This is a genomic window from Alterinioella nitratireducens, from assembly GCF_013155465.1.
In the GTDB taxonomy this organism is placed as follows: Bacteria; Pseudomonadota; Alphaproteobacteria; order Rhodobacterales; family Rhodobacteraceae; genus Alterinioella; species Alterinioella nitratireducens.
In genome coordinates, this window is the sequence record NZ_JABJVX010000006.1 from 211791 (window position 1) to 228668 (window position 16878).

Genomic DNA, 16878 nt, shown 5'->3' on the forward strand with positions numbered 1-16878 from the left:
GGGATCTCCCTCTTAGAAATAGCTGCGCACCAATGCGCCGGTGACAAGCGCCCACCCATCCGCGACCACGAAGAAGGCCAGCTTGAAGGGCAAGGAAACAATCGCGGGCGGCACCATCATCATGCCCATCGACATCAGGATCGCCGCGACCACGAGGTCGATGATCAGGAACGGCAGGAAGATCAGGAACCCGATCTGGAAGGCGCGCTCCACCTCGCTCAGCATGAAGGAGGGGATCAGGATGGAAGGCTCTGGCGCGCCCAGGTCCGCGACCTCGCGCAGGCTGGCCATGGATTGCAGCGTGTCGGGATCGACGCGGGCCATCATGAAGCTGCGAAAGGGCTGATAGGCCTGGGCCAGGGCCTCCATCGTGTCCATGTCGCCCTCCATCAGCGGGCCGATCCCGGCCTGGTAGGCGGCCTCGAACACGGGTGACATGACGAAATAGGTCAGGAACAGCGCCAGGCTGACGATCAGCATGTTGGGCGGCGATTGCTGCAAGCCGATGGCCTGGCGCAGGATCGACAGGACCGTGACCACGAAGGGAAAGCAGGTGATCATGATCGCCAGCCCCGGTGCCAGGCTGAGCACGGTGATCAGCGCGATGATCTGCAAGGTGCGCGCGGTCAGCGACCCGCCCTCGCCCAGGTCGATGGAAATATCCTGTGCTGCCGCCGGCGCGGCGGCCAGCATCAGGAGGACCAGGATCAGGGACAGCGGTGGCGGGCGCACGCTTATGCCGCACCGCCATCGACCAGGCCGGTCAGCCGCACGCCAAGCGCGCCCGTGCCGGAGCTGTCGGGTTCCACCAACTCGCCATAGGCGACCAGCCGGTCGCCGACATAGAGTTCCACCGGATCCTCGATGCGCCGGTCGAGCGGCAGCACCGCGTCCTGGCGCAGCTCCAGCAATTCGGCCACGGTGGGCCGGGCATGGCCGACGCAGACGCGGACCTCGACGGGGACGGAGCGCAGGCGGGTCTGGCCCGCGCTCCGGGATTCGGGAAGGTCAGGCATTCCGCCGCTCCTCTTCTTGGGGTTCTTGCTGCGTGAAGTCGCGGATCGCCGTCGCCATGGCGTCCACCATGGCGGACAGGTCGATCTCCCGCGCCTCGCCCGCGAAGCGCAACGCGACGCGGCCATCTGCAAAGGCGGGCTCTGGGGTCAGGCGCAGGTCGATCTCCATATGCCGTTCGGCCAGCCAGCCCAGTTGCTCAACCGTGCGCGGGGCCGCCAGAAGCTCACACCTCGCCTCGCCCAGATCGTTGGTCAGCGCCGCAAGCTCGGCATCGACAATCGGACCGACGGCTTCGGCGGCAATGGCGGGCAGGAACTGCGACAGGATCGACGAGAAAAGCCCGCCGAGGCCCGTCAGGACCTCGTTTCGCGCCTCGGCATAGGTAAAGGAAATATCGCGCAGGTTGCGTTCCAGGTCGGCGGCGATCAACTGGTCGGACTTCTCCCGCTCGGTGGTCGCATCGTCCCATCCCGATTGGTAGCCGGTCTCGTACCCGGCCAGCCGGACTTCCTCGACATCGACATCGGACGGGGCCGAGGCGGTTACAGGGGTTGCGCCGAAGACCTCCAGTTTCAGGGCACGGTATCTCATGTCGCCTCCTCATCCTCGGCCATCCAGGAGCGCAGGATTTCAACCGTTTCCTCCTCTCGTTCCTCGATCAGGCGGCGCAGACGCGCGACCGGGTCGGCGGGTTCTTCCGTCACCAGGGCGGGGGCGTTTTCCAGCGGAGGGGCCTCGCGCGCCGGCGCGTTGGCGGCTTGCTCCTGCGCGGGCGCGGCCAGCGCGGCGCGGGGGGCCGTGGTGCTGTCGGGCGGCGCGGCAATGCCGAGGGCGGGGGTGGGTCCGGCCAATGTACCGGGTGGGCTGTCGGGCCCACCCCCGCCGCGCGGCTGTTGCGCGAAGAGGGGTCGGATGACACCGAAGGCCACGGTCAGCGCGACAATGGCCAGGACCAGCAATTGCAGGGCGTTCATCAAGTCGAAACGCGCGAAGATTCCCGCACCGGCCACATCATCGGGCAGTTGGTTCGGCACCGGTTCGAACGCCATCGATTCGATGGTCACGACATCGCCGCGCGCCTCGTCATAGCCGATTGCCGAGCGCACCAGCGCCTGCAGCGAGGCCAGTTCGGCGGCATCGCGCGGTGCGGTTTCCAGGATGCCATCCGCATTGGGGGCCGAGACCGCATTGACCAGCACCGCCACGCTGATGCGGCGGATCGTGCCCGGGCCGCTTTCGGTTTCGCGCTGGATTTCCGACACGTCATAGGTGACGCTTTCGCGGGTTTCGGAGTTCTGCAGGGTGGACCGGCCGCCCTCGCCCCCTGCCGCGTCGCCCTCGGGCAGGTTGGAGGCGACGGTCACCGCCCCGCTGCCGTTTTCCGAGGAGCTGTTGGTCATTTCCTCGGACTCGGTGCCGATGATGACGCGGCTGTCAGGGTCGATCCGGCGCTCGAAGACCGTTTCATAGGCGTTGATCAATTCGACGCTGACCTCAACCACCGCGTTGCCGGGGCCGACGCGCGCATTGAGGAGACGTTCGATATTGCGGCGATGCCCGTCGGCGAGCCCGGTCGCGTCCGAGGTCGGGCTCTGGCTGTCAGTCCCGGCCAGAACGCGGCCCGAATCGGAATCGATGATGGTCACGTTTTCCGGCAGCAACCCCGGCACGGCAGAGGCAACGAGGTAGCGCAGCGCCTGTGCATGGCTGGAGGTGATGCCCCCCGACACGGGCCGGATGCTGACCGACGCGGTCGGCTCGGCTTCGGGCTGGAAGGGCGTGTTGTCGGATGTGGCCAGATGCACGCGGGCGGCGCGGATGCGCGGGCTTGCGGCGATGGTGCGGGCCAATTCGCCTTCGCGCGCGCGCCAGTAGGCGGCATCGAACATCTGCGACGTGGTGCCGAACCCCGACAGCGAATCGAGCAGTTCATAGCCAGCCGCACCAAGCGCGGGCAGCCCCTCGCCCGCCAGGCTCATGCGCAGCGCGTCGCGGTCCACCACCTCGACATGGATCGAATCACCCCGCACCTCGTAGCGCGCGCCGCGCGCCTCCAGCGCGGTTATGACTTCACCTGCGGCGGCGGGATCGAGGCCGGAATAGAGCAGTGCGAAACTGGGGGCCATGGCCATGCGCGACAGGAAAACAAGCACCGTGACAAGACCCGCTATGCCCCCGAGCAGGGTCGCGCGACGCCGCAGATCCAGGCCCCCCCAGGTATCAATGAGCTGCTGCACCGATGAAATCTCCTCTCAGCCGTTCTGGCCTGATGAGGGCGATCAAAACGCAAGCCGCTTAAGATTTGGTTAGTGCTGAGCGGCTAATGATCGGATTGCCAGACAAGCGCAGGAGGTGCGGACCGTGGCCGAGACAGATACAGCCGAAGACGGCCCGAAAAAGAAGAAAGGTCTTCTGATTCCGCTGCTTGTCGGCCTTGTGCTGGCGGTCGGCGGCGGCGCGGGCGGCTACTGGGCGGTGACCAGCGGCCCCCTGGCCGGATCGGTCGAGTCAGCCTCGGATGACGGGCAGGGCGACGAAGAGGAAGACGAGGTCGTGACCCATATCCGCCCCGAGCTGGAGGAGGTCGCCTTCGTCCCGCTCGAACCGCTGGTAATCTCGCTCGGGCCCGGCACCACTGGCCGTCACCTGATGTTCTCGGCCGAGCTTGAGGTCGCACCCGACGATGCGGAAGAGGTCACGCATCTCCTGCCGCGCGTCCTCGACGTGCTGAACAGCTACCTGCGCGTTATCGACATGGAGGAGCTGAACGACCCCCGCACCCTCGTGCGCCTGCGCGCGCAGCTTCTGCGCCGCATCCAGATCGTCACCGGCGATGTGCTGGTGCGTGACCTTCTCGTGACTGAATTCGTGGTGAACTGAATGGACCTGATCCTGAGCAACGCAGCCGATATCCTCCTGATCCTCGCGACCCTGGGGGCGGGGACGTTCTGCCTGATCCTGTCGCGCCGCCTGACCCGGCTGTCGCGCATCGACAACGGGCTCGGCGGTGCCATCGCCGTGCTGTCGGCGCAGGTCGATGACATGAGCAAGGCACTGGCCGAGACCAGATCGGGCTCGGAAGGCTCCGCAACCCGGCTGGAGGAGCTCAACGCCGAGGCGCAGCGCCTGCTGGAGGAACTGGAACTGACCATGTCGGCCTGCCATGACTTCGCCCCGCCCGAAGACGCCCGACCGACCGAGGCGAACCTGGAAGCATGGGATATCGAGAAGACCGTGCAGCCGGTCGAACCGGTCGTGACATTCGGCTCGCGCCGCCATCCGCCCGAGGATGAGAAGGACAACGCCATCCCTCTCTTTCTGCAAAAGAAATCCCGTCTTGCGGAGATCGGCTGAGCCATGGGCAAATCGACAGGAAAACCGCGTCGCAGGCTCTGGCAACGCATCGGGCTGGTGACATTCTTCGCGCTCTTCATGGCCTCAGGTGCGCTGCGCATCGGCACGCTCGACATCGCCTTTGCATCGGCGGGCGACCCCGAGCGCGAGACCGCCGCCAATTCATCCGATCCAGGCCAATGCGCCGCGATCGAACCGCTGGAACTGGCGCTCTCGCGCGTCGAGGGCCGGGCCGAACGGCTGGACACGCGCGAAGCCGCGATTGACGCCCGCGCGCAGGCCGTGGCCGAGGCCGAGGCCATGGTCACCGGCCAGCTCGCCGCGCTGGAGGAGACCGAGGCTCGCCTGGAGGCGCTTTTGTCGCTGTCCGATACGGCCGCCGAATCGGACCTGGAACGCCTGACCGAGATGTATGAGACGATGGATGCGGGCGACGCCGCCGCCCTCTTCACCCAGATGGACCCGAGCTTTGCCGCCGGTTTCCTGGGCCGGATGCAGTCCGATGCCGCGGCCGGTGTGCTGGCCGAGCTGGACCCCGCCGTCGCCTATTCGATCTCGGTCCTGCTGGCGACCCGCAACGCCACGCCGCCCGCAACGCAACCCTGACGGATCAGCAGGAACAGAAGGTTCAGCATGATAGGAATTATCGGTATCCTGGTCATCTTCGGGATGGTCTTCGGCGGCTACCTCGCCTCGGGCGGGAATCTCGACATCATCCTCTATTCGCTGCCCTACGAGATGACCATGATCGGTGGTGCGGCGGTCGGGGCGTTCCTCCTGTCGAACGATTTCTCGGGCGTGAAGCATACGGTCAAGGACGTGTTCAAGGTCTTCAAGGGGCCGAAATGGAAGCACGAGGATTACCGCGACCTGCTTTGCCTTCTCTATGAACTGATCCGCCTGGGGCGCGAAAACGCCGTGGCGCTGGAAGAACATACCGAGAACCCCGCGGAATCCTCAATCTTCAGCACCTATCCCCGGATTCTCGCCGACCGTGAGGCCGTCGATCTGATCTGCGACACGCTGCGCTCGGCCTCGCTGAATTACGACGATCCGCATCAGGTGGAGGATGTGATCGAAAAGCGGATGGAGGCCAATCTGCATCACGCCATGCACTCTTCGCACGCGCTGCAGACCATCGCCGACGGGCTGCCCGCGCTTGGCATTGTCGCGGCGGTTCTGGGGGTGATCAAGACCATGGGATCTATCGACCAACCTCCGGAAATTCTTGGCAAACTCATCGGTGGCGCGCTTGTCGGCACTTTTCTGGGCGTGTTCCTGGCCTATGGCCTGGTCGGCCCCTTCGCCGCCAAGGTCAAGACCGTGATCGAGGAGGAGCATCATTTCTACGGGTTGATTCGCGAGGTTCTGGTGGCCAATCTGCACCATCACGCGACCAATATCTGTATCGAGGTCGGGCGCCAGAACACGCCGGGCCATATTCGCCCCTCCTTCAACGATCTCGAGGACGCGCTCAAAGGTCTGCGGCAGGCCGCGGCATGAGGGCGCTGATCGGTTGTTTCTGCGCCCTCTGCCTGCTCCTGGCCGGACAGCAGACCATGGCGCAGGCCATTTCAATACGCTCGGGCGATCATGCGGGCTTCACCCGATTGGTGGCGCGGGTCGGCGCGGATCGGGACTGGCAGATGACGCGAACGGGCGACAGCGTTCTGATCCGGTTCACACCCGATGCGCCGGGGTTCGATCTGTCCGGCGTCTTCACCCTGATCGGACGCAATCGCCTGACCGAGATCAGCGCCGGGGACGGTTTGCGCCTGGACCTTGCCTGCGCCTGCACCGTCACGCTGGAGCGCTACCAGGACCATTTCCTCATCATCGATATCAACGACACGCCCTATTCGCCGCCCGAGCCCGAGCCGGAGGTGGCTGCGGCTCCGCCTTCCGCGCCGACCCCCGACGGCATGTCCGCCCCGCAACTGCGCCTGCCGCTCCTCATTGAGGCCGAGGCCGCGCCCGACCCGTCCCAGTTGCCTCCTGCGCCCCTCGCTGCCGCGGAGTTTCCCGGCATCGACATCACCGATGCGGGCAATGCGCTGGCCGAGCAACTGGCGCGGGCAACCGCAGCCGGACTTCTGGACATCGCCCCCGGCCAGCCCTTCGCCAGCGCCGACCCGGACCCCGCGGTCGTGCCCCCTGAACCGGAGCCGTCCGAGGCCACGCCGCCCGATCCGCCCCCCCCCGCGCCCGAGGCCACGGTTGCCCCCCCGCTTGAAATGGCCAACGCCTTCGACCTCAATGCCAATGCCGTGCCCGAACGGCTGATCCCCCCTGCGACCACCAGTTGCATCGCGCCCCCTGCCAGACCGGTGGCGGACTGGTCCGACGGGATGAGTTTCGCCAACGGGATCGGGGCCTTGCGCGTCGGGCTTTATGACGATCGCGGTCAATTGGTTGCGGGTCAGGCCCAATTGCTGGCAGAGTTCTACCTCTATCACGGTTTCGGTGCCGAGGCCGCCTTTTGGCTGTCGCAGGCCGGACTGGACACGCCGTTTCATGCCGGTCTCGCCCAGTATCTCGAACAGGGTCGACGCGGCACGCTTGGCAGCTTCGACATGCAGGACAGTTGCGCGCCTGCGATGGCCTTCTGGCTGTTTCTGACCGCTCCGTCCGAAAGCAGGCCGGATGAGGAGGTCCGCGCGCGGATCCTCGCGGATTTCTACGCTCTGCCCGCGATCCTGCGCGATTTCTTCGGCCCGGACCTGGCCCGCAATTTCGTCGAGGCCGGCGATGACGCCGCCGCGATGGAGGTGCGGGAGAATCTCGGGCGGGGCGGACGCCTGCCGTCCGAGGCGCTGACCCTTCTCGATCTCGACCTGGCCGAGGCCGCCCCCGGACTGGCCGCTCCGACCGCCCCGCCCGCCCATGTCAGCGCCAGCAATGCGGCCTCGGCGATGACGCATCGCCTGCGCGCCCAGATCGAGACCGATGGCCGTGCCGACCCCGCCGACCTGATCGCCGCCGAGGCGCTGATCCTGGAAACCGACCCGCAACCCGACCGGAACGGGCTGGTCCATGTCACGGCGCTGGCCCATGCGCTTGACGGCAATCTCGACCCGATCATGCAGCACCTCTCGGCGACGATGCAGCGCGACGCCGATGCCGCGATGCCGATCTTCACGGACGTGGTCGATATCCTGATGGATCAGGACCAGACCGCGCAGCTTCTGATCCTGCTCTCCTCACCGCAGTTTGGCCAGTTCGGCCATTTCCCGTCACCCGCCTATCGCCGCCAGGTCGCCGAGTATTTCCTGTCGAACGGCCTGCCCGACCTTGCCCGCGACGTCATCATGGCAGGCGGCACCGACCGCGCCGCCGATCGGGAGATTCTGACCCGCGCCTTCGAGCGCTTGACCCGGGATGGGACCGACCGGCCAGCGCCCGACCCCGCAATCGCCCCGGTGCCCCCCCCACCCGGGCCTGCGACCGGCAGCGAGGAGATCACGACCCTGCTGGAGGAAAGCCGCGCCCGGCGTGCCGCGGTTCAGGCGCTTCTCACCACGGCCGAGCCCGGAAGCTAAGCTTTTGGTAACCCTCTGATTTTATACCTTGATGGCAGGGGCTGAAGGCCCGGTTCGAGTTCGGTCAGAAAGGCCAGCGAAACTGATGAGCATCCGGGACATCTTTCAGCCGACCATCCTCTTCGCCTTCGCGTTGATGTCCATCATCGTCATGATGATCCTGCCGGTCCCGTCCTGGGTCCTGGATATCGGCCTCGCCATGTCCTTCGGCCTCGCGATCCTGATCTTCACGGTCACGCTCTTCATTGAACGGCCCCTTGATTTTTCGGCCTTCCCCACCGTGCTGCTCGCCTCGCTGATGCTGCGGCTCTCGCTCAACGTCTCCTCGACCAAGCTGATTATCGGCAACGGCCATACTGGCACCTCCGCCGCGGGCGGCGTGATCGAGGGGTTTGCCATGTTCGTCATGGGCGGCAACGTGGTGATGGGGCTGGTCGTCTTCGGCGTCCTCCTGATCGTGAATTTCATCGTTATCAACAAGGGGGCCGCCCGCATGGCCGAGGTCGGCGCGCGCTTTGCCCTCGACGGGATGCCGGGGCGGCAACTGGCCATCGACAGCGATATGTCGGCGGGCGCCATCGACCATGCCGAGGCCAAGCGTCGGCGGGAGGTCGAACAGGCCGAGACGACCTTTTTCGGCTCGCTCGACGGGGCGTCGAAATTCGTCAAGGGCGACGCGATCGCGGGCCTTCTGATCACTCTTCTGAACCTGGTCATGGGGTTGATCTTCGGCACTGCCATGCACGGGATGCCGCTGTCACAGGCCTTTGAAACCTATTCCGTCCTGACCGTTGGCGACGGGCTGGTCAGCCAGATTCCGGCGGTGATCATCGCGATCGCCTCGGCGCTGCTTCTGGCACGCGGCGGCACATCCGGGGCAACGGACGTCGCGCTGCTGACGCAGCTTGGCCGCCACCCCACGGCCCTGGCCACGGTGGCGGCATTGATGGCGCTTTTCGCGGTCGTGCCGGGACTGCCCTTCCTGCCCTTCGTGATGGCCGCGGCGGCGTTCTTCCGCGCGGCAACTCTGCGCCGCGAAGGTGAGGCTGCCCCGGTGGAGACCGGGACGGATACGGCCGGGCCGTCGGAACGCATCGGCGACGTGCTGGAGCTTGACGATATCCATGTCGAATTCGCGCCGGACCTCGTCTCCATGGCGCTCGATCCCGGCAGCGGACTGGATGCGCGCATCCGCAACATGCGCGACCATATCGCGCGCAGCTTCGGCCTGATCCTGCCCGAGATCCGCCTGACCGACCGCGACGACCTGCCGTCCGGCACCTATTCGATCCGTATACAGGGCGTCGAACATGCCCGCTCCAGCCTGGAGATCGAGGGGTTCCTGATGCTCAAATCGGGCGATGAAAGCGCGTTGCCACCGGGCCGTGACGTGTCCGAACCCGTCTATGGCGCGCCCGCGCGCTGGATCGTGCCGCAAGACCGCGACCGCGCCGCCATGACCGGGGCCACCGTGGTCGCGCCGGGCGAGGTTCTGGCCACGCATCTGATGGAAACGCTGAAAAAGAACCTCTCGCGCCTGCTGACCTTCAAGGCGCTGCAACGCCAGCTTGACGCTTTCGTGGAACTATCCGACCCGACTCGGTCCGAGGGCAACCGTCGCTTGCTGAATGAAATGGTGCCCGACAAGGTGCCGATGGACGTGCTGCATGGTGTGCTGCGCCTCCTGCTGGCTGAGCAGGTCTCGATCCGCAACCTGCCGCTCATCCTTGAGGCCATCGCCGAGGCACGGCCCACGATCCAGCAACCCAACCTGCTATGCGAACATGTCCGCCAGCGGCTCGGATTCCAACTGGTCTCGGGTCTCAAACGCGATGACGGTACCCTGCCGCTGGTCCAGCTTGCCGGCCAGTGGGAGGATATCTTTGCCGAATACCAGATCGGCGGTGAGGGGGGGCTGCCCGAGATCGCGCTGCCGCCCGACACCTTCAACTCCCTCGCGCGGTCCATTGGCGACAAGATCGCACAGGCCAGCGAGAACGGCACCTATCCCGCCATCGTCACCTCGGCCCTGCGTCGGCGCTTTCTGCGCACCGTGTTGCTATCGCGCGGCATCCTGAACCCGGTCCTCTCCTTCGAGGAGATCGGGCTGGAGGCGAAACCCGCCCTCGTCGGCGTGGCCGCGCCATGACCCTTGCGCTGGCCGAACTTCTGGGCACGTCGCAGACTTGGCTGGCCCTGGCGCTGCTCGTCTTCCTGCGCGTCGGCGCGTGTTTCCTGGTGCTGCCAACGATCGCCGAGCAATACATCCCCGCCCGTGTCCGGCTTGGCGCGGCGGTGGCGATGACGGTGCTGCTGGCCCCCGCGCTGGCCCCGAGCCTGACGGACAGCGCGGCACGTCTGGACGCCCGGATCTTTTTCACCGAACCGCTGGCGGGGCTGCTTCTTGGCATCGCCATCCGGCTCATGGTCCACGCGCTGCAAATCGCGGGCTCCATGGCCGCGCAGGCGACATCCCTCAGCCAGATCGCCGGCGGCGCGGCGCCCGATCCGCAACCGGCCATCGCCGGTTTCCTGATGCTTGCGGGCATGGCATTGGCGGTGCTTCTGGGCCTGCATGTCCATGTCGCGCGGATGCTGCTTGAAAGCTACGATATCTTGCCCGCGGGAGAGGTTCCCGTCGCAGGCGACCTCGCCACCTGGGGCATCGGGAGGGTCGCCGCCTCCTTCCGGTTGGCCTTTTCGCTGGCCGCGCCCTTCCTGGTCGCCTCGGTTCTCTACAATGTCGCGCTCGGCGTCATCAACAAGGCCATGCCGCAGCTGATGGTCGCCTTTGTCGGCGCGCCCGCGATCACCTTCGGCGGGCTCGCGATCCTGTTCCTGTCGACGCCGATCATCCTGCCGGTCTGGATGCGGATGATGCAGGCCGTTCTGGCCGCCCCGATGACCCCATGAGCGAGGATACCCCCCCCGGCGACAAGCCATATGACCCGACGCCCGCGCGGTTGGAGGAGGCGCGCAAGAAGGGCGAGATTGTCCGGTCGAGCGACCTGAACACCGCCATTGTCTATGGCGGGTTTCTCCTGGTGCTGGCGCTTTTCGGCGCCACGCTCGGGCAGCAGATCGGATCGCGCCTGGCGGTCCTGCTGGACCAGGCCCCCGACCTGTCGCGCCTGATGCTGTCGCGCGGCGGGCAGGCCACGGGCGGCGGCGTGCTACTGGCCATCGGGGTGCCTGCGGGGATCATCCTGGTCGTGCCCGGCGCACTTCTGATCCTGTCGCTCTTCGCGCAGCGGGCGATCCTGTTCACGCCCACCAACCTGACGCCGAAGCTCTCGCGCATCTCGCCCCTGTCCGGTGCCAAGAACAAGTTCGGGCGCAATGGCCTGTTCGAATTCGCCAAGGCCGCGGCCAAGCTCAGCCTCTACGGCGCGCTTCTGGCCTGGATGCTCTGGTCGCGCCGCGACCGGATTCTTGCGACACCACATAGCTCCGGCGGGCAGATCACCGGCGAATTGGGGCGGCTGTCGCTGGAGTTCCTGACCGCCGTCGTGATGCTGGCCGCCTTCCTCGCGCTGATCGATTACGTCTGGCAGGTCGGCGCGCATCACCGAAAACACCGCATGGACCGGCAGGAACTGGTCGATGAGACCAAGAAATCCGAGGGCGATCCGCATATGAAACAGCAGCGGCGCGAGAAGGGGATCGATATCGCGCTGAACAAGATGCTTGCCGATGTGCCGGGGGCCGACGTGGTCGTCGTCAACCCGACACATTACGCTGTCGCGCTGAGTTGGAAACGCGACCAGGGCGAGGTGCCGGTCTGCGTCGCCAAGGGCGTCGACCACGCCGCGGCGCGCATCCGCGAGGTCGCCTCGGAGGCCGGTGTGCCGATTTACAGCGACCCGCCCACGGCCCGCGCGCTCCATGCCACGATCGAGGTCGGCCAGGGTATTGCGCCCGATCACTACCGCGCCGTGGCCGCCGCAATCCGCTTTGCCGACCGGATGCGCCGGATTGCGCGGGCCCTGACATGACTTCCGCGGCCCGGAAACGTCTGGCCCTGCTGGCCGGGATCGCCGAGATCAAGGCCACCCGCGCCAAGGCCGAGGCCGCGACCGAGCTGCGACAGGTCCAGGACCGGCAGGCCGATATCGACAGATTGAGGAAGCGGAAAGCGGCCATCGAACCGGCACTGCAGGATCCCGCAACCGCGCTGCAGGCGGCGCGCTGGATGGTGGGGTGCGAGGCCGACCTGCAGGCGCGGTCGCGCGGCATGGCCAATGCGCGCGCGAGCCTGGAGGTCGCGCGCGACAGGGCCCGCTACGAAGAGGGTCGCCGCCAGGTTCTGGACAAGCTCAGCGGTCAGGCGTCCTGACGCACGATATCGACGATCAGAACGTCGTGGACGATTTCACCCAGAATCTGCTGCGCCGCCTCGCGCAGGCCGGTGCGCAGCGGGGCCATCGCTTCGACCGTGGTGAAACTGCCGTCGAATCCGCCGACATTGGCGTGGCTGAACATGACCCGCAGAAAGGCATCGCGCAGGCGCGGCTCGCGCGAATAGACCAGGGTATTTTCCCCATTCAGAACCTCGACGGTCAGCGAGATCACCACCAGCGAGCGCACACTGCCGTGACGGATGATCGGCACGATGAACTGGTTGTTGAGGCGGACATATTCATAGGGGCTGTCGGGGTCGGCTTCCTCGCCATAGCCGCCATCCCCATCGCCTTCATCGGCGGCCTCCTCGCCATCGCTATCCGCGCCGACGCGATTGCCGTCGGTGGCCTGGCTGTCCCCGCCCCCCGCATCGCCGGTCAGCATCATCCCGGCCCCGACGCCGCCGCCAAGGCCGAGAATGAGCAAGATCACGGGGATGAGCAGGCGGATCATGGCGCGCGCCCTTCAGAACGGCAGGAGGACATCGGCGATCTGCTGGCCATAGCGGGGCTGCTGCACATCCGAGATCTGGCCGCGCCCGCCATAGGAGATGCGCGCCGAGGCGATCTTGTCATAGGTAATCTCGTTCTGGCGCGAGATATCGGCGGGGCGGACATAGCCCGAGACCAGCAATTCGCGCAGCTCGAAATTCACCCGCACCTCCTGGCTGCCCTCGATGCGCAAGACGCCGTTGGGCAGGACATCCGTCACCGTGGCGGCGATGCGCAAGGTCAGTTCCTCGTTCCGGCGCACCGACCCCTGGCCGCCCGACTGGCTGGAGGAGCTAAGCCCGACCGCATCGGCCATGCTGGCCCCTTCCGGCAGGTCGCGGTCGATGCGTTGCGGAATACCGAAGAAATTGGGCACGCCCATCTGTTCCGACCCCGACCGGGACCGGTCCGAGGAATTGGAGATCTCAGCGCTTTCGTCGATCTCGATCACCACGGTCAGGATATCGCCGCGCTGCATCGCGCGCCGATCCCCCAGGAGCGATTGCCGCCCGCCCGACCAGAGCGAGGAGGCGGCGCTGGGCCCTTCATCCTCCAGCGTCAGGGGCAAGGACATCACATTCATCGCGTAGAACTCATTGCCATCGGTCACGGTGTTGAAGTCCGGCCTGCGCCCGACATCGGCCAACCGCCCGCAGCCGACCAGCATCGTGGCAAGGATCATCAGGCCGGTGGCCAGGGCGGTATGAAATCTCATGGAATTCCTCATCAGTAGCTGGGGCCGACCGTGGCGAGACCCGCGCCCTGAACCGTCGCCGTGACGGTGGTGCGCGAGGACAGGTTGAGCACCCTGAGCCGTTCGCCGATGCCCGCACGATCCAGTGCGCGCCCCTCGGTCACGATCAGGAGGCCGTTGGCGTCATATTGCAAAGTAATGATTTCATTGCGGTTAATGACCGCCGGTTCGCGCAGGTCGCCGGGGCGGATCGGGCGGCCAGGATAGAGGTTGACCCGCGCTTCCATGCCGATGGCGGCCGCGAGGTCGAGGATCGCGCCCGGCGTGTCGCCTGCGACAAGGCGCACATCGGCGGGGCCGATCACGCTCATGGACCGGATGGTGCCATTGGCGACGACCGTGTCGCCCAGGGCGGGCGTGGCGGCGAAGAGGAGAGCGATCAACCAGCGCATGTCAGCGGATCTGCGTCGTCGCGCCGAGCATCTGGTCGGCGGCGGTGATGACCTTGGCGTTGAGCTCATAGCCGCGCTGCGCCTCGATCAGGTCGGTGATCTCGCGCACGGAATCGACCGAGCTGTCCTCAAGATAGCCTTGCCTCAGCGTGCCGAGTCCATCCTCGCCGGGATCGCCCTGGATCGCGGCCCCCGACGCGGCGGTCTCGAGGAAGAGGTTCGACCCCATCGCCTCCAGCCCCCGGTCGTTGGAGAAATTCACCAGCGTGAACTGGCCCAGAAGCTCAGGCTCGACCCGGTCGGCGAAATAGGCATAGACCTCGCCTTGCGCGTTGATCGAGAGGCTGCGCGCATCGTCCGGCACGGTGATGCCGGGGGCGACGGTGAAGCCGTCCGAGGTCACGATCTGTCCGTCGCCGGTGCGGTTGAGGGATCCGTCGCGGGTATAGGCGGGCAGGCCAGATGGCAGCGTCACCTCGAGATAGCCGCGCCCTTCGATGGCGACATCCAGGTCGCCGCCGGTCTGGCTCAGACTGCCCTGCGCCACATTCACCGACACCGCGGCGGGCCGCACGCCAAGGCCAAGCTGCACGCCCGCGGGCACCACCGACCCGTCCGAGGCGCTGATCGTGCCGGCCCGTGTGGCCTGCTGGTAATGCAGGTCGGCGAAATCGGCGCGCCGCGCATTGTAGCCCGTCGTGTTCATGTTGGCGAGGTTGTTGGAGATCACCTCCACCCGCATCTGTTGGGCGCTCATGCCCGTGGCCGCAATCATCAAGGCGCGCATCGGCGGACCTCCTTCTACCTTACTGGGTGGACCCGATGGCACGCAGGAACCCGCGCACCCGTTCGTCTTCGCGTTCCAGGAAGCCCTGGCCCATCTCGTAGGCGCGCTGCACCTCGATCATGCGGGCGATCTGGCCGACCGGATCGACATTGGAGTTTTCGATGAAGCCCTGAAGGATCGTCGCCCCCTCCAGCACCGGCTGCATCTCGCCCTCGACCGCGAATTGCACGCCGCCGCGATGGCTGAGATCGGCCGGATCGACCGGCTGCCACAGCCCGAGAAGGGCCAGCGGGCGACCGTCGGCAGACAGCGTTCCGTCCCGCGCCAGGCTGACATTCTCGACGTCCGGCGGCACGAAGATCGGCGCGCCGCCCGCATCCAGCAACATGTGACCGTCAGGATTGACCAACTCCCCCGTCGCGCTTGGCGAGAAACTTCCCGCGCGCGTCAGGCGGTCGCCCTCGGGCGTCTGGATCAGGAAGAACCCCTCGCCCTCGATCGCGAAGTCGAAACTGCCGCCGGTGGGGTCGATATCGCCCTGCTGCATCCGGATCATGCGCCCCGAGGCATTGGCCATCGACAGGCTGCCGCCATTCGCCCCCTCAAGCTGCGCCACATATTCGGCGAAGATCACGCCCTCGGCGCGGAACCCGGCGGTCGAGATATTGGCGATATTGTTGGCCACGGTCTGCATCTCGCGCAGAAGGCCCGCTTGCCGCGTCAGGGTGACGATCCCGGAATTATCCATCACATCCCCTCCATCAGCGGCACCAGCGTGTCGGTGAAATAGGAGACCAGAGATTGCGTCATGAACCCCATCGAGACCCAGAAGACGGCCAGGATCGCGGCCAGTTTCGGCGCAAATGTCAGCGTCATTTCCTGGATCGAGGTCAGCGCCTGGAAGAGGCCCACGACCAGGCCCGCAACCAACGCCACGGTCAGGATGGGGGTGGAAATCATCACCGCCACCCACAGCCCCTGACGGAGCGTGTCGAAGAAGACCGCTTCATCCATCAGACCGGCATCCTCAGGATCTCCTGGTAGGCCTCGACCACCTTGTCACGCACCGTCACGGCGGTCTCCACGGCCAGCTCGGTCTGCGCCAGAGCGGTGACCAGAGCGTGCGGATCGGCGCCGGTGGTCATCGCCGCGGTCGCCATGCGCTCGCCCTGCTGGACGGTGTCGGTAAAGTTGCGGATGGCCTCGGAAAAGGCATTTCCGGCGTCGGGCTGTGCGGGCGGCGCATGTGTGGCCTGCCTGGCCTGGCCATAGCCCTGGGCCGCGAGTGACGTTCTGATATCCAATCTACCCCTCCTTTACCGGCGCAAGAGATCGTTGAGCGAAGATGACATCTGCCGCACCTGGTCGAAGACGCGCATATTCGCCTCGTAGCTGCGCTGTGCCTGTCTTGCGTCGGCAATCTCGACGATCAGGTCCACATTCGACCCGTTGTAATACCCCGAGGCATCGGCAAACGGGTGCGACGGGTCATAGACCTGCGGCAGTTCCGTCCGGTCCAGACGCACCGGGCCGGTGGTGACGGCGCCGGGCACGTCATGGCGATCGGGCTCGAAGCTGGTCAGCTTGCGGCGATAGCCGGGCGTGTCGGCATTGGCGATGTTCTCCGAGACATGGGAGAGCCGCACGGTCTGGCTGCGCATTCCGCTGGCGGCAATCGAAAGCGCGCTGCTGAATTCACTCATGCGTCACGCCCCCTCTACCGGCCAAGTCCGGCGCGCATCACGTTCATCGCCGAGCGATAGACCATGAGCGCGCGGGAGTGGTCGCGCTGCGCCTCGACCGAGCGGACCATTTCGGTCTCGAGGCTGACGGTATTGCCGTTCGGGGATTGCACGCCGCCCGCGTCGATTGTCCTGAGCGTGAGACGGGCACTGCCCCCGTCGATGCGGAACACCTGATCGAAGGACGCGACATCGCGCGCCCGGTATCCCGGCGTATCGGCATTGGCGATATTCGTGGCAACCTGCGCCTGACGCGCAGCCGCATGGCGGGCGCGGGCCTGGGCAAGCCCCAGAATTTCCAGATTATTGAACATCGGGGCTTCTCCCTCGATCTGACTACACCAAGGCTTAACCCTGATTCGTTTAGAAACCGTAAGTGCGCCCCATTTGCCTTGTCGGAG

Annotated in this window: 22 protein-coding genes; 9 read left to right on the plus strand and 13 right to left on the minus strand. The window is 66.2% G+C overall.

Going from position 1 to position 16878, the window contains the following annotated elements:
- Positions 1-12 precede the first annotated feature (12 nt).
- From fliP to fliF, 4 genes are read right to left on the minus strand one after another with little or no spacing between them, the layout of a single operon-like run.
- Complete coding sequence (gene fliP / locus HNS34_RS12155; protein WP_172320389.1) at positions 13-693, minus strand: flagellar type III secretion system pore protein FliP; 681 nt, start codon at positions 691-693, stop codon at positions 13-15.
- A 41-nt stretch (positions 694-734) separates the two neighbouring features.
- Positions 735-1016, minus strand: coding sequence for a FliM/FliN family flagellar motor switch protein (locus HNS34_RS12160; protein ID WP_172320341.1), 282 nt, complete (start codon positions 1014-1016; stop codon positions 735-737).
- Positions 1009-1608 carry a hypothetical protein gene (locus HNS34_RS12165; RefSeq protein ID WP_172320342.1) on the minus strand — a complete coding sequence of 200 codons (600 nt, stop codon included), beginning with the start codon at positions 1606-1608 and terminating at the stop codon, positions 1009-1011. Before HNS34_RS12165 ends, HNS34_RS12160 begins: the two co-directional genes overlap by 8 nt.
- Entirely contained in the window at positions 1605-3254 is a 1650-nt protein-coding gene (fliF, locus tag HNS34_RS12170; protein WP_172320343.1) for a flagellar basal-body MS-ring/collar protein FliF, read from the minus strand. Before fliF ends, HNS34_RS12165 begins: the two co-directional genes overlap by 4 nt.
- Positions 3255-3378: 124 nt before the next feature.
- On the opposite strand from fliF, the gene HNS34_RS12175 reads away from it, so the two are divergent.
- From HNS34_RS12175 to HNS34_RS12215, 9 genes are all read left to right on the plus strand, one after another.
- Positions 3379-3897 (plus strand): flagellar basal body-associated FliL family protein, encoded by a 519-nt coding sequence (locus tag HNS34_RS12175; RefSeq protein ID WP_172320344.1) that lies wholly within the window; start codon positions 3379-3381, stop codon positions 3895-3897.
- Positions 3898-4371 carry a DUF6468 domain-containing protein gene (locus HNS34_RS12180; RefSeq protein WP_172320345.1) on the plus strand — a complete coding sequence of 158 codons (474 nt, stop codon included), beginning with the start codon at positions 3898-3900 and terminating at the stop codon, positions 4369-4371.
- Positions 4372-4374: 3 nt separating this feature from the next.
- Entirely contained in the window at positions 4375-4977 is a 603-nt protein-coding gene (locus HNS34_RS12185) for a MotE family protein (protein ID WP_172320346.1), read from the plus strand.
- Between the two features lie 27 nt (positions 4978-5004).
- Positions 5005-5874, plus strand: a complete 870-nt coding sequence (gene motA, locus HNS34_RS12190; protein ID WP_172320347.1) for a flagellar motor stator protein MotA — start codon at positions 5005-5007, stop codon at positions 5872-5874.
- Positions 5871-7910, plus strand: a complete 2040-nt coding sequence (locus HNS34_RS12195) for a hypothetical protein (RefSeq protein ID WP_172320348.1) — start codon at positions 5871-5873, stop codon at positions 7908-7910. The genes motA and HNS34_RS12195 overlap by 4 nt, the downstream gene beginning before the upstream one ends.
- An 85-nt stretch (positions 7911-7995) precedes the next feature.
- Positions 7996-10059, plus strand: a complete 2064-nt coding sequence (flhA, locus tag HNS34_RS12200; protein WP_172320349.1) for a flagellar biosynthesis protein FlhA — start codon at positions 7996-7998, stop codon at positions 10057-10059.
- Positions 10056-10823 (plus strand): flagellar biosynthetic protein FliR, encoded by a 768-nt coding sequence (locus tag HNS34_RS12205; RefSeq protein ID WP_172320350.1) that lies wholly within the window; start codon positions 10056-10058, stop codon positions 10821-10823. The genes flhA and HNS34_RS12205 overlap by 4 nt, the downstream gene beginning before the upstream one ends.
- On the plus strand, positions 10820-11905 hold the full coding sequence (flhB, locus tag HNS34_RS12210; protein WP_172320351.1) for a flagellar type III secretion system protein FlhB: 1086 nt from the start codon (positions 10820-10822) through the stop codon (positions 11903-11905). Before HNS34_RS12205 ends, flhB begins: the two co-directional genes overlap by 4 nt.
- Positions 11902-12246, plus strand: a complete 345-nt coding sequence (locus tag HNS34_RS12215; protein WP_172320352.1) for a TraB/GumN family protein — start codon at positions 11902-11904, stop codon at positions 12244-12246. The genes flhB and HNS34_RS12215 overlap by 4 nt, the downstream gene beginning before the upstream one ends.
- On the opposite strand, the gene HNS34_RS12220 is transcribed toward HNS34_RS12215, so the two are convergent.
- The 9 genes from HNS34_RS12220 to HNS34_RS12260 are packed head-to-tail and all read right to left on the minus strand — an operon-like array spanning position 12234 to position 16791.
- Positions 12234-12764: a flagellar basal body-associated FliL family protein gene (locus tag HNS34_RS12220; protein WP_214647474.1), complete on the minus strand. Its 531-nt coding sequence runs from the start codon at positions 12762-12764 to the stop codon at positions 12234-12236. The two genes, HNS34_RS12215 and HNS34_RS12220, sit on opposite strands and share 13 nt — an antisense overlap.
- Before the next feature lie 12 nt (positions 12765-12776).
- Entirely contained in the window at positions 12777-13517 is a 741-nt protein-coding gene (flgH, locus tag HNS34_RS12225) for a flagellar basal body L-ring protein FlgH (protein ID WP_172320353.1), read from the minus strand.
- Positions 13518-13528: 11 nt separating this feature from the next.
- The gene (flgA, locus tag HNS34_RS12230; protein ID WP_172320354.1) at positions 13529-13948 is read right to left on the minus strand and encodes a flagellar basal body P-ring formation chaperone FlgA; all 420 of its coding nucleotides are present in this window, start codon (positions 13946-13948) and stop codon (positions 13529-13531) included.
- Between the two features lies 1 nt (position 13949).
- Positions 13950-14735, minus strand: a complete 786-nt coding sequence (gene flgG, locus HNS34_RS12235) for a flagellar basal-body rod protein FlgG (RefSeq protein ID WP_172320355.1) — start codon at positions 14733-14735, stop codon at positions 13950-13952.
- A gap of 19 nt (positions 14736-14754) precedes the next feature.
- Positions 14755-15483 (minus strand): flagellar hook-basal body complex protein, encoded by a 729-nt coding sequence (locus tag HNS34_RS12240; protein ID WP_172320356.1) that lies wholly within the window; start codon positions 15481-15483, stop codon positions 14755-14757.
- On the minus strand, positions 15483-15749 hold the full coding sequence (locus tag HNS34_RS12245) for a flagellar biosynthetic protein FliQ (protein WP_407925860.1): 267 nt from the start codon (positions 15747-15749) through the stop codon (positions 15483-15485). The genes HNS34_RS12240 and HNS34_RS12245 overlap by 1 nt, the downstream gene beginning before the upstream one ends.
- The gene (gene fliE, locus HNS34_RS12250) at positions 15749-16039 is read right to left on the minus strand and encodes a flagellar hook-basal body complex protein FliE (RefSeq protein ID WP_172320357.1); all 291 of its coding nucleotides are present in this window, start codon (positions 16037-16039) and stop codon (positions 15749-15751) included. Before fliE ends, HNS34_RS12245 begins: the two co-directional genes overlap by 1 nt.
- A 12-nt stretch (positions 16040-16051) precedes the next feature.
- Complete coding sequence (flgC, locus tag HNS34_RS12255) at positions 16052-16438, minus strand: flagellar basal body rod protein FlgC (protein WP_172320358.1); 387 nt, start codon at positions 16436-16438, stop codon at positions 16052-16054.
- A gap of 14 nt (positions 16439-16452) precedes the next feature.
- The gene (locus HNS34_RS12260; RefSeq protein WP_172320359.1) at positions 16453-16791 is read right to left on the minus strand and encodes a flagellar basal body protein; all 339 of its coding nucleotides are present in this window, start codon (positions 16789-16791) and stop codon (positions 16453-16455) included.
- Between the last annotated feature and the right edge of the window lie 87 nt (positions 16792-16878).